The sequence below is a fragment of the Bradyrhizobium brasilense genome (assembly GCF_029714345.1).
Taxonomy (GTDB): Bacteria; Pseudomonadota; Alphaproteobacteria; order Rhizobiales; family Xanthobacteraceae; genus Bradyrhizobium; species Bradyrhizobium australafricanum.
This window is the reverse complement of the sequence record NZ_CP121669.1, coordinates 2,818,287-2,842,776: the sequence shown is the minus strand read 5'-3', so window position 1 is coordinate 2,842,776 and position 24,490 is coordinate 2,818,287. Positions and strand designations below refer to the sequence as shown.

Genomic DNA, 24,490 nt, shown 5'->3' with positions numbered 1-24,490 from the left:
AGACCCTTTTGCTCCTGCAAGCAACCGCGCGAGCGGGCACGACTTGCGTTGAGGCGCTGCATGCACCACATCGATCACTGCAATTTCACCGAGCGCAATCCGGGCAAGCGACATGACCGACAATCTCACCGGCGTCTGGGACGGCAGCTATGTTCAGCCGAGCGGCATGGTCACGTTCCTGGCGACGCTGATCGACGCCGGCGGCGCGCTCGGGGGCAGCGTGACCGAACCCTGCGTGATGCCGGGCTGTCCGATCAGCACGCACAATGCCTCGCTCGCGGGCCAGCGCTCCGGCAGCGCTGTTACGTTCGTCAAACGCTACGAGCCGCCCGGCTACGGCTACAACACCGTCCACTATGAAGGCGCGGTCAATGCCGATGCGACCGAAATCGACGGCCGCTGGAGCATTCGCGGCACAAGGTTCTCAGGGACGTTCCTGATGGTGCGTTCGACCGGACCGTCGCAAGCGGTCACGACGGAAGAAGAGATCAAGGAGCCGGTACGCTAGTTGCGTGGGGCTCTCTCCACGATATCGCTCGCGGAGCGAACCCCCACGCCAGCCCTCTCCCGCAAGCGGGAGAGGGAGCGCAGTGCCGACGCCGCTGATACCCGCGCCGCTCACCTGCCCTGAAGCAGCAGGCCAAGCGGCTTGAGCGGGCCGACCGGAATCATCTCGAAGGCGAGAATGCCGCCGGCCGCGAGCGGCAGCGCGTTGATGGTCGACTTGGCCTGATCGACCGAGTCGACGTTCATCAGAAACACCACGCCGGGCTTGTCGTCGCGAAACCAGAATTGCTCGATCTTGCCGTCGAGGTAGAGCCGCAGCGTGTCGGGGACTTCCTTCGGCATCATCTCCTTCCGCTGCTCGTCGGTGATGGGCTTGGTGGCCGATCCGATCGCGAAGACTTTCATGATTGTTCTCCTGTTTGGTCGAGGGTTGGCGCGAACGAACCGACGCCGCAATCCGCGCCGAGCCAGAGGCGGAAACGACAATTTTGATGCCGTTTACGCCAAGCCAGATGGCGGCCGATCATTGACGGAAATCGCGTTCTGTCAGTAGTTTAGGCCGGCATCTCCGGTCGTCTGCGGCGTCGTTCGGAGCGTTCGCGGAAAGAGGCTTAGCTCGGCAGCGGCTGGACGACGATTGTCGCAAGCGACAACTTTGAAGGCATTTACGCCAATGAATATCGCGATCCTCGCGCTCGAGGGACTTTGGGACACCGGGCTTACGGCCATGCTCGACGCCCTCTCCCTCGCCGACAAGTTTTCCAGGCTGCAGATGGGCGGCACGGTTCGCTTTGACGTTTCGGTCTACGGCATGCGCAAGAAGGTGCGCTCCGGCCAGGGCCTCGGGATTCCGGTCAAGACCGTCACGGCGGACGTCAAACCGGATTGGGTGGTCGTCCCTGCACTCAACACCGGACTGCCGGAGCAATTGGTGCCCGCGCTCGAGCGGCGCGACGTGAAGCAAGCCACGCAGCAACTCGTGCAGTGGCACGAACTCGGCGCGCGGATCGCCGCCTCCTGCATCGGTTCATTCATCGTGGCGGAAACCGGGCTGCTCGATCATCAGGACGCGACGACGACATGGTGGCTCGCGCCGCTCTTCCGGCAGCGTTACCCGCATGTCCGGCTCGATGAAGCGCGCATGCTCGTTCCTTCCGGCATCGGCGTCACCGCAGGTGCCGCGATGGGCCATCTCGATCTCGCGCTCTGGCTGATCCGGCAGGCGAGCCCCGAATTGGCGTCCGTCGTCTCGCGCTATCTGCTGGCGGACCTGCGCTCGTCGCAATCGGTCTTCATCATCCCGAACCATCTGGCGCAGGCCGATCCGCTGATCCAGCGCTTCGAGCGCTGGGCGCGCGAGCATCTCAGGGCCGGTTTCTCCTTGCAGGACGCGGCCGATGCTCTCGCGACCAGCCCGCGAACCCTGCAGCGCCGCTGCGAAGCGGTTCTCGGCAAATCACCACTGTCCTACTTCCAGGATCTTCGCGTCGAGCGCGCGCAATCGCTGCTGCATGGCAGCGGCCTCGACATCGAAGCGATCGCCGCCGAAGTCGGCTATGAAGACGGCGCCACGCTGCGAACGCTGCTGCGCGAGCGCTTGGGGAGAGGCGTCCGCGAGCTTCGCGCCAGTGTACGATGAAGGTTTTGCGGGCGGCGTGATGCAAGCGTCCCATGCAAGGGCGATGGCGTGTAGCCCGATGAGCGAAGCGACATCCGGGTTTGTTTCCGTCCCGCATATCGCTACGCTCATGCGGGCTACACCTCCCACTAATGCTCCACTCCAGTGTTTTGAATGCCCGCGAACAATTCCCACCGCCTCCCCGACCAGCTCCGCGCCGATCTGCGCCTGGTGTTCGTCGGCACCGCAGCCAGCACACGCTCAGCCGCCGTCGGGCATTATTACGCGCATCCCGGCAACCGGTTCTGGCGTGCGCTGCATGAGGCCGGCATCACGCCGCGGCGCTATCGGCCGGACGAGTTCGCGGCGCTGCTCGCGCTCGGCATCGGCTTCACCGATCTCTCCAAGACCGGCGCCGGGATGGATCACGAAATCAACAGGCAGTCGTTCGATGTGGTGGGCTTCCAGACGAAGATCGAGACCTATCGGCCGAGGACGATCGCCTTCACCAGCAGGAAGGCGGCGAGCCTGTTCTACAACAGGCCGACCAGCGCGCTCGTGCTCGGTCGGCAGCCATCAGTGAACGGCTTTCCCGAAGTGTTCGTGCTGCCGTCGCCATCCGGCGCAGCGTCCGGGCATTGGAGTTTGCAGCCGTGGCGTGAGCTCGCCGAGTGGATCACCGAACTGTAGGATGGGTAGAGCGAAGCGAAACTCATCATCTCTCCCGACGCACTGAAGTCGATGGGTTTCGCTTCGCTCTACCCATCCTACGAGATCGCTACGAGACCGAACGCCTATTCCTTCAACGTGATCGCAAGCCCGCTGAGGTCGACATTGGCCATCAGGCCGACCTGCTTGCCGCTCAGTTCGAGCACCGCGCCGTTCTGGTTGGTCAAGAGGATGCCGCGCACGCCGGCGCCGAGCGCAACGCCCATGCCCGCCGCGGCATAGACGCCGTTGATATCCTGCGGACGGCGGATATTGCGCACCCGCCCCTGCAACGTGGTCTGCGAGCCGCCGAACACGAGGCCATAGTCCAGCCCGCCGGCCGTGAGCCCATAGGTCTGGCCGTGGAAGGTCATGACGCCCTTGCCGGCGGAGCCGCCGAACACCCAGCCGCCCTTGAAGATCACGAGCGTCACCGCGCCCTCGTCAGCCAGGGCGGCGGACGTTCCGGTGAGCATCGCCAGCGCGAGCAGCGCGGCGCGGGCGACGGATGGCAATTTCATGGGGGATTCTCCGGACGAAGTGAGAGCGAATCGCGGCAATCCAGCCGACCGGCGGCATCGCTGAAATGCCGCGAAACATGCGGGATTGCGCTTGTTCCTGATGGTGCGGAGTCTATCATCGCCTCTGCAGCCGCGCGACCACTGGCGCATGCGCGCCCACCGCTTTGCCGGATCGCTGAGGAGTTTGCGCAACAGGGATCTGCATCGATGCACGATTTCACCCCACTTTCCGGCCTTGCCGGCGGCGCCCTGATCGGGCTTGCCGCGGCGCTCTTGATGCTGCTGACTGGGCGAATCGCCGGGGTCACCGGCATCGTCGGCGGCGCGCTGCAGGCCGATACCGCCAACCGCAGCGCCGACCGTAGCGCCGATCGTTCCTGGCGCATCGCGTTCATCGCGGGACTGATCGGAGCGCCCCTGATTGCGGCGCTGTTCGGCGCGCCGCTGCCGCGGCCGGCGATGAATGCGAGCCTTGTGGTGGTCGCGATCGCGGGACTGCTGGTCGGATTCGGCACAAGGATGGGCAATGGCTGCACCTCGGGCCACGGCGTCTGCGGCTTCGCGCGGCTGTCCGGCCGTTCGATCGTGGCAACATGCATCTTCATGCTGACGGCGATCGCGACGGTCGCGATCGTCAGGCACGGGATCGGAGGCTAGCGATGACACCTCTCGCAAGCTTTGTCTGCGGCCTGATCTTCGGCGCGGGGCTTCTGATCTCCGGCATGACCGATCCGCAGAAGGTGCTCGGCTTCCTCGATCTGTTTGGCGCGTGGGACGCGACGCTCGCCTTCGTGATGGCGGGCGCGGTTGCGGTCGCAGCAACCGGCTTTGCGATCGCCCGGCGGCGCGTCGCGCCCGCCTTCTCGGCGCGCTTCCTCTGGCCCGACCGCAACGACATCGATGCGCCGCTGGTTGCCGGCGCGGTGCTGTTCGGCATCGGCTGGGGCCTCGTCGGCATCTGCCCCGGGCCGGCACTGGTCAATCTCGCCGGCCTCTCGTTACCGATCGTGCTCTTCGTCGTCGCGATGCTCGCAGGCATGATCGGCCAGAATCTCTTCGGCAGGAATCTTTGGCGCCGGCGTGCAGCGGCGCCGCGCGCCATCGAAACTTCTCCCCTTCCATCTCGCGCAGACGGGTGACCCAATGACTGAAAAGACCACAATCAAGCACTTCCCTCCTCCGCCCGGCGTCCAGGCGCCGCCACTCTCGTTCGGCGCCCGCGTCGGCGATTTGTTGTTCATCTCCGGCATTCCCGGCTTTGACGCCAATCGCGAGCTGCCCGACGGCTTCGAGGCGCAGTTCGCCAATGTCGTGATCAATTTCAAGCGCGTGCTGAGCGAGGCGGGCGCGACGATGCGCGATCTCGTCAAGGTCAACGTGCTGCTGACGCGCGCGAGCGACGTCGCGACGATGAACGCGCTGTATGCCGGCGCGTTCGGCCCCGCTCCCTACCCCGCGCGCACCACCTGCGTGGTGGTGGCGCTGCCCAATCCGAAGATGTTGATCGAGATCGAGGGCGTGGCATCGGTGAAGGGGTGATCTCTGGCTCTGTCATGCCGGAGCGTGCCACTTGGCGCGAGCCCTCAGGTGCGCAATTGCGCACCGGTTGAATCGAGGTCCATCTTCATCGTCGTCCTGGCGAAGGCCAGGACCCATTACCCCAAATCTCAATTGTCGCGCGACGCTGGGGTTGCGTTCCCGTTCACAAGCAAATTCGGTGGTTATAGGTCCTGGCCTTCGCCAGGACGACGATGTGGAAAGAGCTGACGCAAATCCGCGCTGCATCACGCCGGTTCAGTGAGCCCTCAAAACAACGACCCCTGCCCGTCGTCCTCCCGCACCGCCGCCTTCCTCGGCGCGGCCTTCTTCGGCTGCGGCGCGTCCTCCGCGGCGATTTCCTCCGCGGTCATCGGCAGCAGTAATTGCGCATCGTCATTGGCGACCGCGTTGACGCGCATCGTCACCTGGTGCCAGGCGAACTCGCCGACCTCGGGGCCCTTCAGCATCGGCATCACGTCGTCGACATCGTTCGGCAGGCAGTCGAGCCAGCGCGCGAATTGCTCGGGCCTGATCGTGACCGGCACGCGGTGATGCAATTGCGCGAGGTCGGGACTGGCCGGCGCAGTGACGATCGCGACCGTGTCCTGCTCCTCGCCGTTCGGTCCCATCCAGGTCTCGGCGAGCGCGGCAAAGGCGAGCGGGTGGCCGTCGCGACGATGGATGAAGAACGGCCGCTTGCGGCCGCCGGCATCCTGCCATTCGTAATATCCGTCGGCGGGGATGAGCGCCCGGCGCCGCTTGATCGCGTTCTTGAAGGCCGGCTTCTCACGCACCGTCTCGGAGCGCGCGTTGATCAGCAGCGAGAAGGTCCTGGGGTCCTTGACCCACGACGGGATCAGGCCCCAGCGCATCAATTGAAAATGCCGGCCGCCATTCTGCAACAGCACCACCGGGATCGGCTGGGTCGGCGCAACATTATACCGTGGCGGAAAATTCGGCTGCTCGATATAGCCGAACATCTCGCGCAAGGCCGCCGGCGGCGAGGTAATGACAAAGCGTCCGCACATTTGCCGTCCAGAGTGGTATCCGTTTATTCTGCCTTAACTTGGAACGTTAAAGACTGCGATCAATGACCTCAACGGCCGCCATAGCGGGCTCTTCCCCGCGACCGACGTACCCCGACGAGGCGCGGGCGGCGCTGTTGCGCGCCGCCAACATCAATCCCCGCACCGGGCTTGCCACCGACTACCTCAATCACTTCAACGAAGCCATCATGCTGCTGGAGATGGTCCCGGACCTGCCGGAATGCGCCAGCGATTTCCTCGAATGGCAGCCGCTGTCCTATGCCGAGCATTTCACCGCGTCGAATTTCCGGGCGCGCGATCTCGCGATCGAGGCCTATGAGACCGCGGACGCCGCAATCCGGGCCGAATTCGACCAGCTCACCGACAGCATGACGAAGATCCTGACCGAGGTCGGGGCGGCGATGCGGCAATTGCAGCAGGACAAGAGCCGGGTCGCGCTCGCCGAGCAGGCGATCGTCTGGGTCAAGCCGCTGGTGATGCAGACCGCCGGCATCATCAACGGCGCCGCAGAGGCCGATGTCGACAGCATCATGGCGGGCGCCTGAGATATCGGGCATGATGGTCTTCACAACCGGCTGCCAATCACCTTGACCTCTCCCGAACCTCCGATCCGCCCGCAGCTCGCCGTGTCAGGCGTGATTTTCCGCGACGACAAGGTGCTGCTGGTGCGCCGCGCCCGCTCGCCCGGCAAGGGCTTCTATTCGCTGCCCGGCGGCCGGGTCGAGTTCGGCGAATCGCTGCATACCGCCCTGCACCGGGAGATCGACGAGGAGACCGGCCTCAAGGTCGAGATCGTCGGCCTCGCCGGCTGGCGCGAGGTGCTGCCGACCGGCCCCGGCACCGGACACTATCTGATCATGACCTTCGCGGCGCGCTGGGCGTCCCGCGAGCCTCACCTGAACGACGAGCACGACGATTTCAAATGGCTGGCGCCGGAGGAGATCGGCGACCTCAAGGTCACCGGCGGCCTGCATGAGGTGATTGCGGCCGCCCGACGGCTGGTTTGAGGCCCGTTTTAGCGGCTTTGGGGGGCTCGGCCGCCTTGCCTCGGGCGCATTGAGGGGGCATACCACGGCCATTCCGGAACCCCGATGATCAAAGCCTTTCTCGCCGTTGTGATCCTGTTGTCGGCATGCCTTGCGACGCCCGCCCGGGCGCAGGACGCGGCTGCGCCGTTCGACGGCGATCTGCAGCGGCTGGCCGAGATCCTCGGCGCCCTGCACTATCTGCGCGGCATCTGCGGCTCCAACGAGGGCGCCAAATGGCGCAACGAGATGCAGGCGCTGATCGATGCCGAGACCCCCTCCGGCGACCGCCGCGCCCGCATGATCGCAGGCTTCAACCGCGGCTATAACGGCTTCCAGCAGACCTACCGGACCTGCACGCCCGCGGCCACCGTGGCGATCCGCCGCTACATCGAGGAGGGCTCGAAAATCTCGCGCGACCTGACGGCCCGCTATGCCAACTGAACGGGCGATCTTCTTCGACCTCGACGGCACCTTGACCGACCCGAAGCCCGGTATCACCGGCTCGATCCAGTACGCGCTGGAAAAGCTCGGCCGGCCGGTTCCCTCGCAGGATGAACTGACCTGGTGCATCGGGCCGCCGCTCAGGGCGAGCTTTGCGATGCTGCTCGGCGGCGAGGAACTCGCCGACCGCGCGGTCGCGCTCTACCGCGAAAGATTCGGCGATGTCGGGCTGTTCGAGAACGCGGTCTATCCCGACATCGCGGAGGTTCTGGCCGAGCTGCGCCGGGCGCCGGGCCGGATGTTCGTCGCGACCTCGAAGCCGCATGTGTTCGCGACGCGGATCATCGCGCATTTCGGCCTCGGCGGCTATTTCGACCACGTGTTCGGCTCGGAGTTCGACGGAACCCGGGTCAACAAGGTCGACCTGCTCACCTATGCGCTGGCGCAGACCGGGGCCGATCCGGCCAAATCCCTGATGATCGGCGATCGCAGCCACGACGTGATCGGGGCGAATCGAAACGGCATCCGGGCGGTCGGCGTCACCTATGGCTACGGCACGCCCGAGGAGCTGACCGAGGCCGGCGCCAGCCATCTGTGCGCCACGCCGCGCGCGGTGCTGGACCATATCCACAGCTCATTCGGCTGATCGCGGCCCGGATATCCGGAATTCCCCTTTAAATGCCGGGGTGGCCGTTAACCTTTTCGAAAGATGTGGGCTAGGCGGTACCTGCATGCGTGATACATCTCGCGCGTCGCAGTGGTTCGCTCCTCGGACCGCGCGCTGTCAATTTGCAGAGTTTCATGCGCCATCCAGCGTCCTTCCCCCATCACCAAGACCCGCGACCCGACCACGAGCAGAAGCAGGCCGCGCTGGGCTACCTGAACGAGGCCTGGGCTGAAGCGCGTCACGACGGCGTCGATGGCGACTGCCTCGCGCAGGCGAGCCTGTTTGCGGCGCTCGCCGAGCTCGTCGGCACCTATGGCGAGGACGCGGTGGCGAAATTTGCCGAGGGCCTCGCCGCGCGCGTGCGCAACGGCGAGTTCTCGCTGGCATTGGCCAGGCAGTAAAGCGATAGCGTTTTCGAGCGAAGTGGGCCGCCGGTTCGCGTCAAGAAAACGCGTCAAGCGCGAACCTACTGCTTCAGCGTCTCGAGGAACCGGACCGGCTCGCCGGTCGACGGCGTCGTGACTTCACCCTGCCACATCACACGCCGGCCGCGCACGAAAGTGCCGACCGGCCAGCCCTGCACCCGCACGCCGTCATAGGGCGTCCAGGCGGCGCGCGAGGCGATCCATTTGTTGGTGATGGTCTCGCTGCGCTTCAGGTCGACGATGGTGAAGTCGGCATCGTAACCGGCCGCGATGCGGCCCTTGCAGGCGATGTTAAACAGGCGCGCAGGCCCCGCGCTGGTGAGATCGACGAAGCGAGCCAGCGACAGCCGCCCGGCATTGACGTGATCGAGCATCAGCGGCACCAGCGTCTGCACGCCGGTCATGCCCGACGGCGAGGCCGGATAGGTCTTGGCCTTCTCCTCCAGCGTATGCGGCGCGTGATCCGAGCCGAGCACGTCGATGATGCCCTGCTCGATACCGTACCAGATGCCGGCGCGGTGATCGGCCGAGCGCACCGGCGGGTTCATCTGGGCCAGTGTGCCGAGCCGCTCGTAGCACTCCGGCGCGGCCATGGTGAGGTGGTGCGGCGTCGCCTCGCAGGAGGCGACATCCTTGTGGTCGCGCAGGTACAGAATCTCTTCCTTGGTCGAGATGTGCAGCACGTGGATGCGCTTGCCGGTCTCGCGCGCGAGATTGACCAGGCGCTCGGTCGCCATCAGCGCGGCGGTCTCGTCGCGCCACACCGGATGCGAGCGAGCATCGCCCTCGATCCGCAGCGGCTTGCGCTCGTTGAGGCGATACTCGTCCTCGGCGTGGAACGCGGCGCGGCGCCGGATCACCTGGAAGATCCGCCGCAGGCTCTCGTCGTCCTCGACCAGCAGCGCGCCGGTGGAGGAGCCGATGAACACCTTGACGCCGGCGCAGCCCGGGGCGCGCTCGAGCTCCGGCAGATCCTGCACGTTCTCGCGGGTGCCGCCGATAAAGAACGCGAAATCGCAATGCATGCGATGGCGGCCGCGCTTGATCTTGTCGGTGAAGGCCGCTTCGGTGACCGTCAGCGGATTGGTGTTCGGCATCTCGAACACGGCGGTGACCCCGCCCATCACCGCGCTGCGCGAGCCGGTCTCGAGGTCTTCCTTCTGGGTCAACCCGGGCTCGCGGAAATGCACCTGGGTGTCCATCACACCGGGCAGGATGTGCAGGCCCTTGCAGTCGATCACCTCGCCGGCCGAGGCCTGACTGAGCGAGCCGATCGCGGCGATGCGGCCGCCCGCGATACCGATATCGCGCACGCCCTCGCCGTCCTGATTGACCACGGTGCCGGATTTTAGAATGGTGTCAAAATGCTGATTCATCGGTCCTCGACGCCCGCTTTCGGCTGTCGCGCGGGCCTTGTTCGGCGCACTCTAGCGCCTTAGCTTGGCAGGGGATATCGCGGCCTGCGCGTTTCCCAAGGAACTTGGAAAAGAGCCAATTTTGCGAATGAAAGCAGCGTTTCTTCCAGATCGGGGCGTGGTCAAGGTCTCTGGCGAGGACGCCCGCAACTTCCTCAACGGCCTCATCACCGCCGACATCGCCGAGTTGCGCGCGGGACAGGCCCGGTTTGGCGCGCTGCTGACGCCGCAAGGCAAGATCATCGTCGATTTCCTGATCACCGAGATACCCTCAGGTCATGGCGGCGGCTTCCTGATCGACGCGCCGCGCGCGCTCGCCAAGGGTCTTGCCGACAAGCTCGGCTTCTACAAGCTGCGCGCCAAGGTCGTGGTCGAGAACCTGTCCGATAGCCTCGGTGTGCTGGCAGCTTGGGATGGCGAGCCGGCGGCGACGCCGGATCTCGCGTTCGCCGATCCGCGCAACCCAGCGCTCGGCTGGCGCATCCTGATCCCGGAAGATTTGAAGCAGAAGCTCGCTGAGCTGATCGGTGCCGATCTCGTCGACTCCAGCGCCTACGAGGCGCATCGGATCGCCACCGGCGTGCCGCGCGGCGGGCTCGACTTCATGTATGGCGACGCCTTCCCGCACGAGACCAACATGGATCGCCTCAACGGCGTCGATTTCGACAAGGGCTGTTATGTCGGCCAGGAGGTGGTGTCGCGCATGCAGCACCGCGGCACGGCGCGCACCCGCACGGTGAAGATCGTCCTCGACGGCCCCGCGCCCGAAGCCGGCGCTACCATCCTGGCTGGCGACAAGCAGGTCGGCACCATCGGCTCAACCGCCGGCGAGAAAGGTCTCGCGCTGGTCCGCATCGACCGCGTCGCCGATGCGCTCGACGCCGGCCTGGCGCTGACCGCGGGCGGGCTGTCGCTTCACCTCGCCGAACCTGACGCCGTCCGCATCACACCCAAGCAGACCGTCGCATGAGCCGTACCGCGCAGTTGCACCCCGACGGCAAGACACGCTGCCCTTGGCCGGGCGAGGATGCGTTCTACGTCGCCTATCACGACAATGAATGGGGTGTGCCGGAATATGACGACCGCGCACTCTATGAAAAGCTGATCCTCGACGGCTTCCAGGCCGGTCTGTCCTGGATCACGATCCTGCGCAAGCGCGAGAACTTCCGCAAAGCCTTCGACGATTTCCAGCCCGAGAAGATCGCGCGCTACAACGCCAAGAAGGTGCACGCGCTGATGAACGATGCCGGCATCGTCCGCAACCGCGCCAAGATCGAAGGCGCGGTCGCGAGTGCCAAGGGCTATCTGGAGATCATGGAGAAGGGCCCCGGCTTCGCGAATTTCCTGTGGGACTTCGTCGACGGCAAGCCGAAGGTCAATCAGTTCAAGACCACCGCGAGCGTGCCGGCCTCGACGCCGGTCTCGATCAAGGTCTCCAAGGAGCTCGGTGCGCGCGGCTTCAAGTTCGTCGGTCCCACCATCGTCTACGCCTTCATGCAGGCGACCGGCATGGTCAACGATCACCTCGTGACCTGCTTCTGCCACGAGAGCTGCAGCGGCAAGCTCCGCACACCGCGACTCAAGAAGAAATGACGGCGCGCAAATCGACGGAGACAACCCGCGCCTGGCAGCGGATGTTGTCGGGACGCCGGCTGGACCTGCTCGACCCGTCGCCGCTCGATATCGAAATCGTCGACATCGCGCATGGACTGGCGCGGGTCGCGCGCTGGAACGGCCAGACCAGCGGGGCGCACATCTTCTCGGTGGCCCAGCACACGCTGCTGGTCGAAGCCGTGATGCGCCAGCAGATGCCGCGCGTCGACATCCGCCATCGTCTCGCCGCGCTGCTGCACGACGCACCGGAATATGTCATCGGCGACATGATCTCACCGTTCAAGGCGGTGCTGTCAGGCGAATACAAGGCGGTGGAAAAGCGGCTGCTCGGCGCGATCCATATCCGCTTCGGCTTGCCGGCCGTGCTGGCGGACGAGATCACCCAGCAGATCAAGGCCGCCGATCGCGGCGCCGCCTATCTCGAGGCGACGCATCTGGCGGGATTTTCGCAAGCCGAGGCCAAGCGGCTGTTCGGCCGCGATCCGGAACTGCCGGAAGCAACCGAGCGCGACTATCTGACGCCATGGACCGCCGCGCGGGCCGAAAAGCAGTTTCTTGAGCGCTTCAAGGCATTGCACGCCTCGTAGGGCGGCACCGAGAACGTGCCGCCGGTTGCGCCGCAAAACGACGAATCGGCATGGCACCCCCGCCTTTGCCCACTCGGGGAGCAGCCGTTATAATCCGATACCCCCGATAGAAGGATCATCATGCTTCACGTCTGCTCGCTTGCCGCACTCTCCGACACGGTTCGCGCCACCGGCGCCAGCCATGTGCTGACCGTGATGGCCAATGTCGACCAGGTGCAGCGGCCGCCTTCCGTGCTGCCGGCCAACCACCTGAAAGTGTCGATGGACGACATCATCGAACAGATGGACGGGTTCGTTGCGCCCAACGAGTCGCATATCGAGAAGGTGCTGAGCTTCGTGCGCGGCTGGGATCGCCAAGCACCGATGGTGGTGCATTGCTACGCCGGCATCAGCCGCTCGACCGCGAGCGCATTCGCCACGGTCTGCGCCCTCAACCCGCACCGCGACGAAATGTCCATCGCCCGGATGATCCGCGAGGCCTCGCCGATCGCGGCTCCCAACCGTCTGATCGTCAGCCTCGCCGACAAGGCGCTGGGACGCGAGGGCCGGATGCTGCGCGCACTCGACGCGATGGGCCCCGGCAGCATGAGCGTCGAAGGCCGGCCCTTCCGCATCGATCTGGACTAAGCGCGGCCGGTCACGCCCGATCGCTTGAACTTCCGGTCCTCCTCACTGCACTACTAGGTTGCGACGGGCCGCCGGCTGGCCAAGTCCGGCGCGTCCTGCCGGAGGCCCAATGTTCGATTCGCCGTTCGACTTCCTGACGCTCGTCCTCGCCATCGTCGCGATCATTTTCGCGCGCAAGGCGCTGGGCCGGATCGACCTGCTGCAGCGACGCCTGGATGCGATCGAGGCCGCGGGCGGCGCCGCCGTGCGCACGGCCGTGCCGCCGCCGCTGCAGGAGTTCGAGCAACCGCTGCCGACGGCGCCTTCCGCCGTGCCGCCACCGCTCCCGGAGGCGGCTCCCGGCGAGCCGGCCGCGCAGAGCGAGCCAGCCGCGGACGCTGCAGGCGCCGCACCGCCGCCCCTGCCGGAGCCGCCAGCTCCGCCGCAGCCGGCGCCCGGCTTCGAGGAGACGCTCGGCACGCGCTGGGTGGTGTGGATCGGCGGCCTGACGCTCGCGCTCGGCGGCTTCTTCATGGTGCGCTATTCGATCGAGGCCGGTTTGCTCGGCCCCGGCGTTCGCACGATGCTCGGCGGATTGTTTGCGCTGGCGCTGCTCGGCGCCGGTGAATGGACCAGGCGCCAGGAAAGCATCTCCAACATCGCGGCGCTGCCGATCGCCAACATCCCGGCGATCCTCACCGCGGCGGGCACCGCGGTGGCATTCGCTACCGTCTACGCCGCCTACGCGCTGTATGACTTCCTCGCCCCGGCAACCGCCTTCATCCTGCTCGGCATGGTCGCGCTCGGCACGCTGGCGGCCGCGCTGCTGCACGGACCCGCGCTGGCCGGGCTCGGGATCGTCGGCGCCTTCGTCACGCCGCTCCTGGTGTCGTCAGACAAGCCCGACTTCTGGTCGCTCTACGTCTACCTCGCCATCGTCACGGCGGCAGCCTTCGCGCTTGCCCGCATCCGGCTGTGGCGCTGGCTCGCGGTCACGACGATCGCCTTCGCGCTGCTGTGGACCTTCCCATGCCTGGCATGCGGGCCCGAGATGATCGCGCCGCACGTCTTCCATGTGATCGCAGGCTTCGTGCTGGCGGCGCTGCTCGTGGTCTGCGGCTTCATGTTCGGTCCCGACGGCGATGGCGAGGAGATCGAGCCGATTTCGTCGGGTTCGCTCGCGGCCTATCTGCTTGGCGCGATGCTGATCGTGCTCAACAGCGCCCACGCCGACACCGCGATGATCGGCTTTGCGCTGCTGACAGCCGCAAGCCTCTTTGTCGCCTGGCGCGCGCCGGCTGCTACCAGTGCGATCGGCGCCGCGTCGATCTTCGTGTTCATCGTGTTCGGCGAGTGGGCCGTCCGCCGCAACGTCGACATGCTGGTGCTGCCGGGCGGTGCGATCCCCGGCATCGGCCCGTCCGCGACCGACGGCTCGGTCTCGCTGCATCTCTTCACCGCGGCGCTGTTCGCAGCCGCCTTCGGCATCGCCGGTTTCCTCGCGCAACTGCGTTTTGCCACCGCGAAGGTGACGGTGACCTGGGCTGCGGCGGCGGTGTTCACGCCGGTCGCGCTGCTGGTCGCGCTCTATGCACGCATCGCGCATCTCGACCGCTCGATCCCGTTCGCGATCCTCGCCGTGCTGCTGGCGGCGGCCTACGCAGCCGCGACCGAGGCGCTGACCCGGCGCGGCGAACGGCCGGAGCTGTCGCCCTCGATTGCGTTGTCCGCCACCGGCGCCCTCGCCTCGTTGGCGCTGGCGCTGACCTTCACGCTCGACAAGGGCTGGCTCACCATCGCGCTCGCGCTGGTGTCGCTGGGCACGGCGTGGCTGTCGGTGCAGCGGCCGATTCCGTTCCTGCGCTGGCTTGCCGCGATCCTGGCCGGCATCGTCGTGCTGCGCATCGGCTATGAGCCGCGGATCGCGGGCGACGCCGTCGGCACCACGCCGATCTTCAACTGGCTGCTGTGGGGCTATGGCGTGCCGGCGCTGTCATTCTGGGCGGCAAGCCATTTCCTGCGCCGCAACGGCGACGACGTCCCGCTGCGCATCGTCGAATCCGCCGCGATCCTGTTCACGGTGCTGCTTGCCTTCATGGAGATCCGCCACGCGGTCAACAGCGGCAATGTCTATTATGCCAGCGCCGGGCTGACCGAGGTCGCGCTGCAGGTCGGCGTGACGCTTGCGATGGCGATCGGACTGGAACGGCTGCGCCTGCGCAGCGGCAGCATCGTGCACAATGTCGGCGCGATCCTGCTGACCGCGTTCGCCGGGCTTGCCAGCCTGTTCGGACTGCTGGCGCTGGAGAACCCGATGCTGTGGTGGCAGGACGTCGGCGGCAGCTTCATCAACCTGCTGCTGCTCGGCTACGCGCTGCCGGCGGTGCTGGCACTGCTGCTGTCCTATGCGGTGGCGGGCCATCGTCCTGCCGGCTATGCCAACACGATCGCCGCCGGCGCGCTGGTCCTCGCGCTCGCTTACGTCACGTTCGAGATCCGCAGGCTTTACCATGGACCGGTGCTGACGCGCGGCGAGACCACGGGCGCGGAGCAATACACCTATTCGATCGCCTGGCTGATGTTCGGCGTCGCGCTGCTCGGCATCGGCATCGTCGTCAACTCGCAGCGGGCGCGGCTCGCGTCGGCTGCGGTGATCGGGCTGACGATTCTGAAAGCCTTCCTGATCGACATGTCGACGCTCGCGGGTGTCTACCGTGCGCTGTCGTTCATGTGCCTTGGCATCGTGCTGGTCGCGATCGGCTGGCTGTATCAGCGGATCCTGTTTCGCAGGCGAACCGCTCCGCCGCTCGCGCAAGCTGAGGGTTAGGACTTGCCGTCCTGAAGGACAGCTTCAGTCGACGGACTCGGCGACCAGTCGAATCCTGAACACGGGTTTTCTGCCCTCGTCGAGCAGCTCCATGTGCCATTCGCTGTTCTGTTTCAGATTGCGCGAAATGCTGCCGAGGAAATTTCCGCAGACCTTGGTCATCTCGGCCCAGGCCACGTCGCGGCTTTCAAACTCCGTCGCGTGGTCGGATGCACCAGCGTAATCGCCATCACTAATTCGAAAAAAATATTGCGCCATATGACTACTCAAAATCAGAGTCCCCAATGTCCCGCCTCGCGGCGAACGCCAGGTATTGAGTAGCGAGCAAGGCGTGGCGACCGCCATCCGTATGACTACGGCTTGGCGGCGCTATTCCCGCTAGCGCGCAGATGAAAGGTTAGTCAGTGGAGCGGCGCAATTCCGGCGCGCTCTCAACCTTGGCGGGCGCGGCCTTGACCGGCTCGAGCTTCGCGCTTCCGACCTGCGGCGTCTCAACGCGCGACACTTCGGTCTGCGAGGCATCCGCGGATCGGGTGCGCGGATGCAGCGAGCGCGGACGCGCCGCCGCGCGCGCCATCAGCATCTGCTGGCCGCCCTGGTGATGGAAATCGCAATAGGCAAAGCCCATGCCGGAGACCGAGCCGCGGAACGAGCGGTCGTCCTGCTTGTCGAGATTGAAGCACGGTTCGAACGGAATGCCCTTCAGCGACGCGCAAACGCTCTGACCGCGGATCTGCAGCGTGTTGCCGGGCAGGCGCAGGTGACGGATCGGCCCCGAGCCGGAGAACTGGACCGAGCCTGCCGCACCCAGATCGTCGAGGATGCGGCCGGCGCCGCGGGTGCCATCGAAACAGGTGAACGCGAACACCTTGCCGGCGACGAACCTGCGGGCCTCATCGGCGTTCATCATGCCCGCGAATGCCGGCACGACCATTGCTCCGGCCGTGACGGCCCCCAACACCAAACGCGCAAGCATGAGCTACTCCACTTACGAGCGCGGGCACTCGCTCCTTGTTGCGCATGACCCCCGCACCAACGCTTTTCGACGTCTGCGCGAGGAAACCCGGCCCCCCGGGATCATGCTGCAAGTCTCTTTACCCGCTGCTTACCATACCAACAGTGGCAACATTGGAGCAGCTTGGTTGGTAAAGTCTGAACGTCCTCAGACTATTTTTACCACGATGCGGCCGCGGACCTGGCCACCGAGGATTTTCGCGCCAAAGTCCATGACTTCGTCCAGGGCGATTTCGTGAGTGATATCAGCCAGTTTCGCCTTATCCAGATCGCTGGCAAGGCGGCGCCAGGCGGTCCTGCGCAATTCGATCGGACACATCACCGAATCGATACCGAGAAGGCACACGCCCCGCAAAATGAAGGGCGCGACCGACGACGGCAGATCCATACCGGCCGCCAGACCGCAGGCCGCGATGGCTCCGCCATACTTCGTCATCGACAGCAGGTTGGCGAGCGTGGTCGACCCGACGCTGTCGACGCCGCCGGCCCAGCGCTCCTTCGCCAAGGCCTTGGGCGCACCTGACAGTTCGGCGCGGTCGATCACCTCGGTGGCGCCGAGACCCTTGAGATAGTCGGTCTCCGACATCCGCCCGGTCGACGCGATGACGTGGTAGCCGAGCTTCGACAGCACGGCGATCGCCACCGAGCCGACGCCGCCGGCGGCACCCGTGACCACCACCGGGCCGCTCTTCGGGGTCAGACCATGCTTCTCGAGCGCCAGCACCGAGAGCATCGCGGTATAGCCGGCGGTACCGACCGCCATCGCATCGCGGGCCGAGATGCCGTCGGGCAGCCGCACCAGCCAGTCGCCCTTGACGCGGGCCTTTTCGGCGTAGGCGCCGAGATGGGTCTCGCCCATGCCCCAGCCGTTGCAGACGACCTTGTCGCCCGCCTTCCAGTCCGGATGGCTGGATTGCTCGACCGTGCCGGCGAAATCGATGCCGGCGATCATCGGGAACCGGCGCACCACCGGCGCCTTGCCGGTCAGTGCGAGGCCGTCCTTGTAGTTCAGTGTCGACCACTCGACGCGGACGGTGACGTCGCCGTCCATCAGCTCGGCTTCGTCGAATTGGGTGAGCGCGGCGGTGGTACCCTTGTCCGCCTTGTCGATCCTGATTGCCTTGAACGTTGCCACGATGTGCACTCCCCGTAATCTTGGTTTCGGGGAAATGGTTTACCCCATCAGGCAGGCTGCGCAACCGGGCGGACGACGGGCTTTTCGACGATCGGCAGGTTGATCAGCGCGGACAGCACGCCAAACAGCACCGACAGCCACCAGATCGGGGTGTAGGAACCGTACTGCTCGAACACGATGCCGCCGAGCCAGACGCCGAGGAAGCCGCCGACCTGATGGCTGACGAAGGCGAAGCCGTACAGCGTCGCAAACCAGCGCGTGCCGAACATCAGCGCCACCAGCGCCGAGGTCGGCGGTACCGTGGAGAGCCAGGTCAGGCCGGAGATCGCGCCGAACGCGATCGCCGAGAAGGTCGTGATCGGGAACGAGATGAAGGCGATGATCGACAGCGCGCGGGTGAAGTAGATCACCGACAGGATGCAGCGCTTCGGGAAGACGTTCTGCAGCCAGCCGACGCTGAGCGAGCCCACGATGTTGAACAGGCCGATCGCCGCGATCACCCAGCCGCCGGTCGATGCCGGAATGCCGCGGTCGGCGAGATAGGCCGGCAGATGCACGGTGATGAAGGCGAGCTGGAAGCCGCAGGTGAAGAAGCCGAGCACCAGCAGCACGTAGGAGCGATGGCCGAACGCCTCCGCCAGCGCGGTCTTGAACGACTGCTGATCGGCCGGCGCGGCGTCATTCGTCTCCGCCGGCGGCGTCGAGAGCGCCAGCGACAACGGCAGGATCAGCAGCATCAGCGCGCCGAACACGAGGAGCGCGGTCTGCCAGCCGAAATTGTCGATCATCGCGACGCCGAACGGCGCGAACAGGAATTGGCCGAACGAGCCCGCGGCGGTACCGGCGCCGAGCGCGATGCCGCGCTGCGCGGGCGGCAACAGCTTGCTGAACGCCGACAGCACCAGGTTGAACGAGGAGCCCGACAGGCCGAAGCCGATCAAGACGCCGGCGCCAAGGTTGAGCGAGAGCGGCGTCGCCGAGTAACGCATCAGGAGCAGGCCCGCGGCGTAAAGCAGTGCGCCGACGACCATCACACGCAGCAGCCCGAAGCGGTCGGCAATTGCGCCGGCGATCGGCTGGCCGAGCCCCCACAACAGGTTCTGCAGCGCCAGCGCGAGGCCGAACACGTCGCGGCCCCAGGTGAATTCATGGCTCATCGGCTGCACGAAGAAGCCGAGGCTGGAGCGCGGGCCGAAGCTCAGCAGCGCAATCGCGCAGCCACAGACGATGACGACAAGCGGCGTGCGCCACGTGCCCGACGTCGGTCGAAGATCCCCGGTGGTAACAGCCATCTTGTCTTCCCCCGCAACTGCTGCGCGGGGGGCCGCCCCGCCGAACGTTACGGGGAGTTAATGCAGGTGCATGAAAACCCCAAGAGGGGCCGGAGAAAAATATTCGCCTGCAGGGCTGCTCTGCAGAATCGGAGAGGATGATGACCGTCATTCCGGGGCACGCCGGCCGCGGAACGAGAGGCAGAAGGCCCTATCGTCGGGCGCTGGCCTGCTCGGCCGAGCTCTGGGCGGCCTCGGCGAGCTGCGCTGAGATCTTCGCGGTCTCGGCCGGGTTGCCCCAGCTCGGCGCGTCGCTGCCGTCGCCCCAGGCGCGCGGGCGATAGAAGGTATGGACGCCGAACTTGTACATCTTCTTCATCTCGCTGACCCAGGACGGCCGCACCCAATAGGCGTGGTAGTGGGTCGAGCGGTCGACTTCCGGCAGCCACAATTCGCCGTCGAGCATCGCCTTCGCGATCTTCCTGGCGCGATCCCACATTTCGGGCTCGCGGACGACGTCAGGGACGTTGTCGCAGGCGAAGGTGAACTGACAGGCGTAGTGGCGGTGCTTGTTCTGGTAGACCACGCCGCACACCGTCTCCGGATATTTGCCGGAGAAGGCGCGGTTCAGCACCACCTGGGCGACCGCGATCTGGCCACGCACCGCTTCGCCACGAGCTTCGAAATAGACCGCCTCGGCGAGGCATTTCTCCGACTTGGCGCGCGACTTCTCGTCGAACAGGCCGAGCCGCTCCGCCGGCGTCTTGGTGTGCTGGTCGTCGGCATTGACCTCGCCCTTCGGCGCGATGCTCTCGCCCATCTCGCCGGCCTTGACCGGACTGTCGGCATCGACCGGCAGTGACGCCATCACCTTCATGTCGGGATCGGGCGTTGCTGCCGGCATCACGACAACCGGCGCCTCGCCGGGCTGCCAGCGCTCGAGGTTCTCCGGCGTGCCGAGCGACGAGCCGAAGAACAGGCTGGCGGTCTGGAGTGCGAACGGGTCGCGCTCGCGCGCCGCATCGGCGGGCGCAGCTACGGACTTCGCGGGCGCGGGCTTCAGATCGTCGAGCGGGCTGGCCTCGAGCGAGAGCGACACGTCGTTCTGCTGCGGCGACGGCTTGGCATATTGCGGCAAGGGCGGCGCGCGCAGCGCCTCCTGCAATTCAGGATCGAGCGGCGCGCTGTCGGCCGGTGCGGTCGCGGTCTTCATGCCCTTGACCGACGAATTGGATGTCGCGGGATCCTCGTTCGCCGGCGCCGTATTTGCAGGCTCCGCCGGTTCGACCTGATCGGGCCGCCTGACGACGAGGCGATCACCCTTCATGGTGCGATCGACCCTGGGAAAATCGGATGCCTGGTAGCGCGGCGGCGGGGCTGTGATCGGATTGCGCGTCACCGTGCCGGTGATGTCGAGGTTCGAACTGTCCAGTCTCGCGAGCAGGATTTGCGGGGCTTGCGGCGCGGACGTGCCGATCGGACGGCCGAAGCTGTAGGTCGCGACCTGGATGGAGCCGACGGCGGAGGCGAAGACGCGCTTCTGCCAGCGCTCGGCGACGCCGGGCTGCCGGGCCAGGAGCGAGGCGATATCCTGATATCCGATCTCGGTCGGCATCAGTGCGAAGATGCCAAGACCGAGACCGAAGAGCGCAAGACGTGCGCCCTTCGGCTGGTTACGCGACACAAACATCGTACGCTCACGCAACGCTTACTGAGTGCAATCGAACGCGGTACATCCGCGCAATTCGACCTTTCTCGTTGCTAAACCGTTTAGGTTGCCGCGGAGTTAATCGGCGTTGCTCGCGCGCTACACTCAAGCGATCGCGCATGTTTCGCGCGTTGCATTGCGCGCCTTGGTAAACGCGCGGCGCATGAAAGTCGTAAACAACAGGTCAACGGAGTTGGTGAACAAAGTGTTGCAGGCACGGCAGCCACCCGCGGTCATTGCGAGGAGCGACAGCGACGACTTGTCCGCCGAAGCCTTGGCGAAGGCGGAAGCAATCCATGGCTCGGCAAGTGGAAACATGGATTGCTTCGCGGAGCCCGTCATCGGGCGCGCGTTCGCGCGACCCGTTGGCTCGCAATGACGCTATTTGCGGGCTGCGTCAGCAAACAAAAATGGCCGGGACTTGGTCCCGGCCATCGCACTCTCTAAACTGTAAGATCGCTCAAGCCTGGCTGGCGATCTCCTTGCCGAGCGCGGCCTGCGCCGCGGCGAGACGCGCGATCGGCACGCGATAGGGCGAGCACGAGACGTAATCGAGCCCGACCTCGTGGCAGAACGCGACCGACGCGGGATCGCCGCCGTGCTCGCCGCAGATGCCGACCTTGAGGCTCGGCCGCGTCTTGCGGCCGCGGGTGACGCCGATCCTGACGAGTTCGCCGACGCCGTCGCGATCGACCGAGATGAACGGATCGATCTCGAGAATCCCCTTGGCGACATAGGTGCCGAGGAAGCTCGCGGCGTCGTCGCGGCTGATGCCGTAGGTGGTCTGCGTCAGATCATTGGTGCCGAAGGAGAAGAACTCCGCGGTCTCCGCCACCTCGCCCGCCATCAGGCAGGCGCGCGGCAGTTCGATCATGGTGCCGACCTGGTAGCTCAGCTTGACGCCGGTTTCCTTCATCACCGCGTTGGCGGTCGCATCGATCCGCGCCTTGACCAGATCGAACTCGGCCTTGGTCGCGATCAGCGGCACCATCACCTCGAGACCGACCGGCTTGCCGGTGCGCTTGCCGGCTTCGACGGCAGCCTCGAAGATCGCACGCGCCTGCATCTCGGCGATCTCCGGGTAGGCGATCGCAAGACGGCAGCCGCGGAAACCGAGCATCGGGTTGAACTCGGACAGTTCGCGGGCGCGGTCGGCGAGCTTGCGCGGATCGGTGTTCATGGCGCGCGCCACTTCCTCGATCTCGGCCTGGGTGTGCGGCAGGAACTCGTGCAGCGGCGGATCGAGCAAGCGGATCGTGACGGGCAGGCCCTGCATGATCTCGAACAGCTCGACGAAGTCGGCGCGCTGCATCGGCAACAGCTTCGACAGCGCGGCGCGGCGCGACTGCTCGTCCTCGGAGAGGATCATCTCGCGCACGGTGCGGATGCGGGTCTCCTCGAAGAACATGTGCTCGGTGCGGCAGAGGCCGATGCCTTCGGCGCCGAACTTCACCGCGGTGCGCGCGTCATCGGGCGTATCGCCGTTGACGCGGACGCCGAGCTTGCGGACCTCGTCGGCCCAGCCCATCAGCGTGCCGAACTCGCCGGACAGCTCCGGCTCGATCATCGGCATGCGGCCGGCCAGCACCTGGCCGACCGAGCCGTCGATGGTGATGACGTCGCCGGTCTTGAAGGTGCGCGAGCCCACGCTCATGGTGCCGCGGCCGTAATCGACGCGGATGGTGCCGCAGCCGGAGACGCAGGGCTTGCCCATGCCGCGCGCGACCACCGCCGCGTGCGAGGTCATGCCGCCGCGGGTGGTGAGGATGCCTTCCGCGGCGTGCATGCCGTGGATGTCTTCCGGACTGGTCTCGATGCGGACCAGGATGACCTTGCGTCCGTCGGCCTGCAGCTTGGCCGCTTCGTCCGACGAGAACACGATCTCGCCCGAGGCAGCGCCAGGCGACGCCGGCAGGCCGGTCGCGATCACGTCGCGCTTGGCGGCCGGATCGATGGTCGGGTGCAGCAGCTGGTCGAGCGAGGCCGGATCGATCCGCGTCACCGCGTCCTTACGCGAGATCAGGCCTTCATTGGCGAGCTCGACCGCGATGCGCAGCGCCGCCTTCGCGGTGCGCTTGCCGCCGCGGGTCTGCAGCATCCACAGCTTGCCCTGCTCGACCGTGAACTCCATGTCCTGCATGTCGCGGTAATGCTTCTCGAGCAGCGTGTAGATCCGCGTCAGCTCCTTGAACGCGGCCGGCATCGCGGCTTCCATCGACAGCTTGTCGGAGCCGGATTCCTGGCGCGCCTCCTCGGTGATGTCCTGCGGCGTGCGGATGCCGGCGACGACGTCCTCGCCCTGCGCGTTGATCAGGAACTCGCCGTAGAGCTTGCTCTCGCCGGTCGAGGGATTGCGGGTGAACGCGACGCCGGTGGCCGAGGTCTCGCCCATGTTGCCGAACACCATCGCCTGCACGTTGACGGCGGTGCCCCACGATTCCGGAATGTCGTGCAGCTTGCGATAGGTCACCGCGCGCGCGTTCATCCAGGATGAGAACACCGCGCCGATCGCGCCCCACAGCTGATCGTGCGGATCCTGCGGGAAGTCGTGGCCGGTCTCCTTGGCGACCGCCTCCTTGTACTTGCCGACCAGCTCGACCCAGTCGTCGCCGGTGAGGTCGGTGTCGAGCGAATAGCCCTGGCCGTCCTTGAAGGTGTCGAGGATGTCCTCGAAGTGATGATGCTCGAAGCCGAGCACCACGTCCGAATACATCGTGATGAAGCGGCGATAGCTGTCATAGGCGAAGCGGCGGTCGCCGGAGAGTTCGGCCAGCGCCTCGACGGTGCGGTCGTTGAGGCCGAGATTGAGCACGGTGTCCATCATGCCCGGCATCGAGGCGCGCGCGCCCGAGCGGACCGAGACCAGCAGCGGGTTCTTGGCGTCGCCGAAAGTCTTGCCGGTCAGCTTGCCGACATAGTCGAGCGCCTTCTCAACCTGTGCTTTCAATTCCTTCGGATACGTCTTGTCGTGCTCGTAGAAATAGGTGCAGACCGAGGTCGGAATGGTGAAGCCGGGAGGCACCGGCAGGCCGAGATTGGCCATTTCCGCGAGGTTGGCGCCCTTGCCGCCGAGCAGATTGCGCAAGGTCGCCTGGCCCTCGGCCTTGCCGTCGCCGAACGTATAGACCCACTTGCCGGCCTTGATCGCAGCCGGGGCCGCCTTCTTCGCAACGGCCTTCGCCGGCGCCTTGCTGACGGGCTTTGCGGCCGGCTTTGCAGCCGATTTGGGGGCGGCTTTCGGCGCCGCCTTCGGGGCGCTCTTCTTCAGCGCCTTGCGCGCCGGAGCGGCCTTGCGGGCTGCGGCGGAGGGCTTTGATTTCGCTGCTGTTTTCTCGGCAGTTTTCTTGGACTTCGCGACGGCTTTGGCCATGTCAGACAACAATCCGAAAAGAGGGGTCGAAGATGCGCGCCTTACACCATTTTGAGGGGTTCCGCGCAAGCCGCGAAACCCCGCTTTCCCGCTAGAGGTGCAGCCAGCGCAGCAGACCCATCCCCACGAGCCCGACGAAGATCAGATAGATCGCGACGATGTAATTGAGGAGCCGCGGCATGATCAGGATCAGGACGCCCGCGATCAGAGCCACGATAGCAGGCAGATGCCCAGCGGTGATGGTCATTGAAGTTTTCTCCGGGGGTTTCTTGGAAGAGCGAATCGAGCGGCAGTTTATCCGCTGAGGGGGTTCCCACATCAAGACGCCGGCACGGCCTGAGAGTTCCCGCAACTCACGAAAATTGCTCCAAATTGCCGCGTATATGGCGGCGGTTTTCCGGAACATCACAGCAGCCGATGCATTGGCTCGCCGTGCGCATCGG

Annotated in this window: 28 protein-coding genes; 16 read left to right on the top strand and 12 right to left on the bottom strand. The window is 65.9% G+C overall.

What is annotated here, in order from left to right:
• Positions 1-112: 112 nt before the first annotated feature.
• A complete protein-coding gene (locus tag QA635_RS13105; protein WP_283069508.1) occupies positions 113-508 on the top strand; it encodes a hypothetical protein in 396 nt (131 codons plus the stop codon).
• 110 nt (positions 509-618) lie between these two features.
• Here the strand turns inward: QA635_RS13105 and QA635_RS13100 are convergent, their stop codons facing one another.
• Entirely contained in the window at positions 619-912 is a 294-nt protein-coding gene (locus QA635_RS13100; RefSeq protein WP_283069506.1) for a hypothetical protein, read from the bottom strand.
• A 268-nt stretch (positions 913-1,180) separates the two neighbouring features.
• Here QA635_RS13100 and QA635_RS13095 point away from each other — a divergent pair, with 268 nt between their 5' ends.
• Both QA635_RS13095 and QA635_RS13090 read left to right on the top strand, forming a co-directional pair.
• Complete coding sequence (locus tag QA635_RS13095) at positions 1,181-2,146, top strand: GlxA family transcriptional regulator (RefSeq protein ID WP_283069504.1); 966 nt, start codon at positions 1,181-1,183, stop codon at positions 2,144-2,146.
• 153 nt (positions 2,147-2,299) lie between these two features.
• Complete coding sequence (locus QA635_RS13090; RefSeq protein WP_283069498.1) at positions 2,300-2,815, top strand: mismatch-specific DNA-glycosylase; 516 nt, start codon at positions 2,300-2,302, stop codon at positions 2,813-2,815.
• A 104-nt stretch (positions 2,816-2,919) separates the two neighbouring features.
• Here the strand turns inward: QA635_RS13090 and QA635_RS13085 are convergent, their stop codons facing one another.
• Positions 2,920-3,354 (bottom strand): hypothetical protein, encoded by a 435-nt coding sequence (locus tag QA635_RS13085; protein WP_028332611.1) that lies wholly within the window; start codon positions 3,352-3,354, stop codon positions 2,920-2,922.
• A 207-nt stretch (positions 3,355-3,561) separates the two neighbouring features.
• Between QA635_RS13085 and QA635_RS13080 the strand changes: the two genes are divergently transcribed.
• From QA635_RS13080 to QA635_RS13070, 3 genes are read left to right on the top strand one after another with little or no spacing between them, the layout of a single operon-like run.
• The gene (locus QA635_RS13080; RefSeq protein WP_283069495.1) at positions 3,562-4,011 is read left to right on the top strand and encodes a YeeE/YedE family protein; all 450 of its coding nucleotides are present in this window, start codon (positions 3,562-3,564) and stop codon (positions 4,009-4,011) included.
• A gap of 2 nt (positions 4,012-4,013) precedes the next feature.
• Positions 4,014-4,493, top strand: a complete 480-nt coding sequence (locus QA635_RS13075) for a DUF6691 family protein (RefSeq protein ID WP_283069493.1) — start codon at positions 4,014-4,016, stop codon at positions 4,491-4,493.
• A 4-nt stretch (positions 4,494-4,497) separates the two neighbouring features.
• Positions 4,498-4,893: a RidA family protein gene (locus QA635_RS13070; RefSeq protein WP_283069492.1), complete on the top strand. Its 396-nt coding sequence runs from the start codon at positions 4,498-4,500 to the stop codon at positions 4,891-4,893.
• Positions 4,894-5,159: 266 nt separating this feature from the next.
• On the opposite strand, the gene QA635_RS13065 is transcribed toward QA635_RS13070, so the two are convergent.
• A complete protein-coding gene (locus QA635_RS13065) occupies positions 5,160-5,921 on the bottom strand; it encodes an SOS response-associated peptidase (protein ID WP_253607502.1) in 762 nt (253 codons plus the stop codon).
• 62 nt (positions 5,922-5,983) lie between these two features.
• On the opposite strand from QA635_RS13065, the gene QA635_RS13060 reads away from it, so the two are divergent.
• The 5 genes from QA635_RS13060 to QA635_RS13040 all read left to right on the top strand — a co-directional run bounded on the left by QA635_RS13060 (position 5,984) and on the right by QA635_RS13040 (position 8,476).
• On the top strand, positions 5,984-6,484 hold the full coding sequence (locus tag QA635_RS13060; protein ID WP_092087731.1) for a hypothetical protein: 501 nt from the start codon (positions 5,984-5,986) through the stop codon (positions 6,482-6,484).
• 42 nt (positions 6,485-6,526) lie between these two features.
• Positions 6,527-6,946: an NUDIX hydrolase gene (locus QA635_RS13055; protein WP_057014939.1), complete on the top strand. Its 420-nt coding sequence runs from the start codon at positions 6,527-6,529 to the stop codon at positions 6,944-6,946.
• Between the two features lie 84 nt (positions 6,947-7,030).
• Positions 7,031-7,408 carry a TIGR02301 family protein gene (locus tag QA635_RS13050; RefSeq protein WP_076824032.1) on the top strand — a complete coding sequence of 126 codons (378 nt, stop codon included), beginning with the start codon at positions 7,031-7,033 and terminating at the stop codon, positions 7,406-7,408.
• Positions 7,398-8,054: an HAD family hydrolase gene (locus QA635_RS13045; protein ID WP_057014937.1), complete on the top strand. Its 657-nt coding sequence runs from the start codon at positions 7,398-7,400 to the stop codon at positions 8,052-8,054. The genes QA635_RS13050 and QA635_RS13045 overlap by 11 nt, the downstream gene beginning before the upstream one ends.
• Positions 8,055-8,209: 155 nt before the next feature.
• Positions 8,210-8,476 carry a hypothetical protein gene (locus QA635_RS13040; protein ID WP_028332620.1) on the top strand — a complete coding sequence of 89 codons (267 nt, stop codon included), beginning with the start codon at positions 8,210-8,212 and terminating at the stop codon, positions 8,474-8,476.
• Positions 8,477-8,541: 65 nt separating this feature from the next.
• Here QA635_RS13040 and QA635_RS13035 read toward each other — a convergent pair whose 3' ends face one another.
• The gene (locus QA635_RS13035) at positions 8,542-9,876 is read right to left on the bottom strand and encodes a dihydroorotase (protein WP_253607499.1); all 1,335 of its coding nucleotides are present in this window, start codon (positions 9,874-9,876) and stop codon (positions 8,542-8,544) included.
• A 127-nt stretch (positions 9,877-10,003) separates the two neighbouring features.
• On the opposite strand from QA635_RS13035, the gene ygfZ reads away from it, so the two are divergent.
• From ygfZ to QA635_RS13010, 5 genes are all read left to right on the top strand, one after another.
• Positions 10,004-10,885 carry a CAF17-like 4Fe-4S cluster assembly/insertion protein YgfZ gene (gene ygfZ, locus QA635_RS13030; RefSeq protein ID WP_283069490.1) on the top strand — a complete coding sequence of 294 codons (882 nt, stop codon included), beginning with the start codon at positions 10,004-10,006 and terminating at the stop codon, positions 10,883-10,885.
• Positions 10,882-11,508: a DNA-3-methyladenine glycosylase I gene (locus QA635_RS13025; protein ID WP_283069488.1), complete on the top strand. Its 627-nt coding sequence runs from the start codon at positions 10,882-10,884 to the stop codon at positions 11,506-11,508. Before ygfZ ends, QA635_RS13025 begins: the two co-directional genes overlap by 4 nt.
• Positions 11,505-12,116, top strand: a complete 612-nt coding sequence (locus QA635_RS13020; protein WP_057014933.1) for a YfbR-like 5'-deoxynucleotidase — start codon at positions 11,505-11,507, stop codon at positions 12,114-12,116. Before QA635_RS13025 ends, QA635_RS13020 begins: the two co-directional genes overlap by 4 nt.
• A 120-nt stretch (positions 12,117-12,236) precedes the next feature.
• Positions 12,237-12,743, top strand: coding sequence for a tyrosine phosphatase family protein (locus tag QA635_RS13015; RefSeq protein ID WP_028332625.1), 507 nt, complete (start codon positions 12,237-12,239; stop codon positions 12,741-12,743).
• Between the two features lie 109 nt (positions 12,744-12,852).
• Positions 12,853-15,549, top strand: a complete 2,697-nt coding sequence (locus tag QA635_RS13010) for a DUF2339 domain-containing protein (protein WP_283069487.1) — start codon at positions 12,853-12,855, stop codon at positions 15,547-15,549.
• 24 nt (positions 15,550-15,573) lie between these two features.
• On the opposite strand, the gene QA635_RS13005 is transcribed toward QA635_RS13010, so the two are convergent.
• From QA635_RS13005 to QA635_RS12970, 8 genes are all read right to left on the bottom strand, one after another.
• Positions 15,574-15,807, bottom strand: coding sequence for a DUF6894 family protein (locus QA635_RS13005; RefSeq protein WP_016844381.1), 234 nt, complete (start codon positions 15,805-15,807; stop codon positions 15,574-15,576).
• Positions 15,808-15,946: 139 nt separating this feature from the next.
• A complete protein-coding gene (locus QA635_RS13000) occupies positions 15,947-16,525 on the bottom strand; it encodes a hypothetical protein (RefSeq protein ID WP_283069484.1) in 579 nt (192 codons plus the stop codon).
• A 186-nt stretch (positions 16,526-16,711) separates the two neighbouring features.
• Positions 16,712-17,698 carry an acrylyl-CoA reductase (NADPH) gene (gene acuI / locus QA635_RS12995; protein WP_283069482.1) on the bottom strand — a complete coding sequence of 329 codons (987 nt, stop codon included), beginning with the start codon at positions 17,696-17,698 and terminating at the stop codon, positions 16,712-16,714.
• Positions 17,699-17,745: 47 nt separating this feature from the next.
• Positions 17,746-18,990, bottom strand: coding sequence for an MFS transporter (locus tag QA635_RS12990; protein ID WP_283069481.1), 1,245 nt, complete (start codon positions 18,988-18,990; stop codon positions 17,746-17,748).
• Between the two features lie 190 nt (positions 18,991-19,180).
• Positions 19,181-20,659, bottom strand: coding sequence for a cell wall hydrolase (locus tag QA635_RS12985; RefSeq protein WP_283069480.1), 1,479 nt, complete (start codon positions 20,657-20,659; stop codon positions 19,181-19,183).
• Between the two features lie 123 nt (positions 20,660-20,782).
• Complete coding sequence (locus QA635_RS12980; RefSeq protein WP_283069478.1) at positions 20,783-20,995, bottom strand: hypothetical protein; 213 nt, start codon at positions 20,993-20,995, stop codon at positions 20,783-20,785.
• Positions 20,996-21,137: 142 nt separating this feature from the next.
• Complete coding sequence (ppdK, locus tag QA635_RS12975; protein WP_283069477.1) at positions 21,138-24,047, bottom strand: pyruvate, phosphate dikinase; 2,910 nt, start codon at positions 24,045-24,047, stop codon at positions 21,138-21,140.
• 91 nt (positions 24,048-24,138) lie between these two features.
• On the bottom strand, positions 24,139-24,294 hold the full coding sequence (locus QA635_RS12970; RefSeq protein ID WP_016844375.1) for a DUF3096 domain-containing protein: 156 nt from the start codon (positions 24,292-24,294) through the stop codon (positions 24,139-24,141).
• Positions 24,295-24,490: the final 196 nt, after the last annotated feature.

Coding starts and splice junctions, on each gene's coding strand:
- QA635_RS13065 (WP_253607502.1), bottom strand. CDS start 5,921: ATGTGCGGACGCTTTGTCATTACCTCGCCGCCGGCGGCCTTGCGCGAG.
- QA635_RS13075 (WP_283069493.1), top strand. CDS start 4,014: ATGACACCTCTCGCAAGCTTTGTCTGCGGCCTGATCTTCGGCGCGGGG.
- QA635_RS13090 (WP_283069498.1), top strand. CDS start 2,300: ATGCCCGCGAACAATTCCCACCGCCTCCCCGACCAGCTCCGCGCCGAT.
- QA635_RS12970 (WP_016844375.1), bottom strand. CDS start 24,294: ATGACCATCACCGCTGGGCATCTGCCTGCTATCGTGGCTCTGATCGCG.
- QA635_RS12985 (WP_283069480.1), bottom strand. CDS start 20,659: ATGTTTGTGTCGCGTAACCAGCCGAAGGGCGCACGTCTTGCGCTCTTC.
- QA635_RS13010 (WP_283069487.1), top strand. CDS start 12,853: ATGTTCGATTCGCCGTTCGACTTCCTGACGCTCGTCCTCGCCATCGTC.
- QA635_RS13050 (WP_076824032.1), top strand. CDS start 7,031: ATGATCAAAGCCTTTCTCGCCGTTGTGATCCTGTTGTCGGCATGCCTT.
- QA635_RS13020 (WP_057014933.1), top strand. CDS start 11,505: ATGACGGCGCGCAAATCGACGGAGACAACCCGCGCCTGGCAGCGGATG.
- QA635_RS13105 (WP_283069508.1), top strand. CDS start 113: ATGACCGACAATCTCACCGGCGTCTGGGACGGCAGCTATGTTCAGCCG.
- QA635_RS13000 (WP_283069484.1), bottom strand. CDS start 16,525: ATGCTTGCGCGTTTGGTGTTGGGGGCCGTCACGGCCGGAGCAATGGTC.
- QA635_RS13015 (WP_028332625.1), top strand. CDS start 12,237: ATGCTTCACGTCTGCTCGCTTGCCGCACTCTCCGACACGGTTCGCGCC.
- QA635_RS12990 (WP_283069481.1), bottom strand. CDS start 18,990: ATGGCTGTTACCACCGGGGATCTTCGACCGACGTCGGGCACGTGGCGC.
- QA635_RS13085 (WP_028332611.1), bottom strand. CDS start 3,354: ATGAAATTGCCATCCGTCGCCCGCGCCGCGCTGCTCGCGCTGGCGATG.
- QA635_RS13095 (WP_283069504.1), top strand. CDS start 1,181: ATGAATATCGCGATCCTCGCGCTCGAGGGACTTTGGGACACCGGGCTT.
- QA635_RS13060 (WP_092087731.1), top strand. CDS start 5,984: ATGACCTCAACGGCCGCCATAGCGGGCTCTTCCCCGCGACCGACGTAC.
- QA635_RS13070 (WP_283069492.1), top strand. CDS start 4,498: ATGACTGAAAAGACCACAATCAAGCACTTCCCTCCTCCGCCCGGCGTC.
- QA635_RS13045 (WP_057014937.1), top strand. CDS start 7,398: ATGCCAACTGAACGGGCGATCTTCTTCGACCTCGACGGCACCTTGACC.
- QA635_RS13005 (WP_016844381.1), bottom strand. CDS start 15,807: ATGGCGCAATATTTTTTTCGAATTAGTGATGGCGATTACGCTGGTGCA.
- QA635_RS13035 (WP_253607499.1), bottom strand. CDS start 9,876: ATGAATCAGCATTTTGACACCATTCTAAAATCCGGCACCGTGGTCAAT.
- ppdK (WP_283069477.1), bottom strand. CDS start 24,047: ATGGCCAAAGCCGTCGCGAAGTCCAAGAAAACTGCCGAGAAAACAGCA.
- ygfZ (WP_283069490.1), top strand. CDS start 10,004: ATGAAAGCAGCGTTTCTTCCAGATCGGGGCGTGGTCAAGGTCTCTGGC.
- QA635_RS13100 (WP_283069506.1), bottom strand. CDS start 912: ATGAAAGTCTTCGCGATCGGATCGGCCACCAAGCCCATCACCGACGAG.
- QA635_RS13040 (WP_028332620.1), top strand. CDS start 8,210: ATGCGCCATCCAGCGTCCTTCCCCCATCACCAAGACCCGCGACCCGAC.
- QA635_RS13080 (WP_283069495.1), top strand. CDS start 3,562: ATGCACGATTTCACCCCACTTTCCGGCCTTGCCGGCGGCGCCCTGATC.
- QA635_RS12980 (WP_283069478.1), bottom strand. CDS start 20,995: ATGTTTCCACTTGCCGAGCCATGGATTGCTTCCGCCTTCGCCAAGGCT.
- QA635_RS13025 (WP_283069488.1), top strand. CDS start 10,882: ATGAGCCGTACCGCGCAGTTGCACCCCGACGGCAAGACACGCTGCCCT.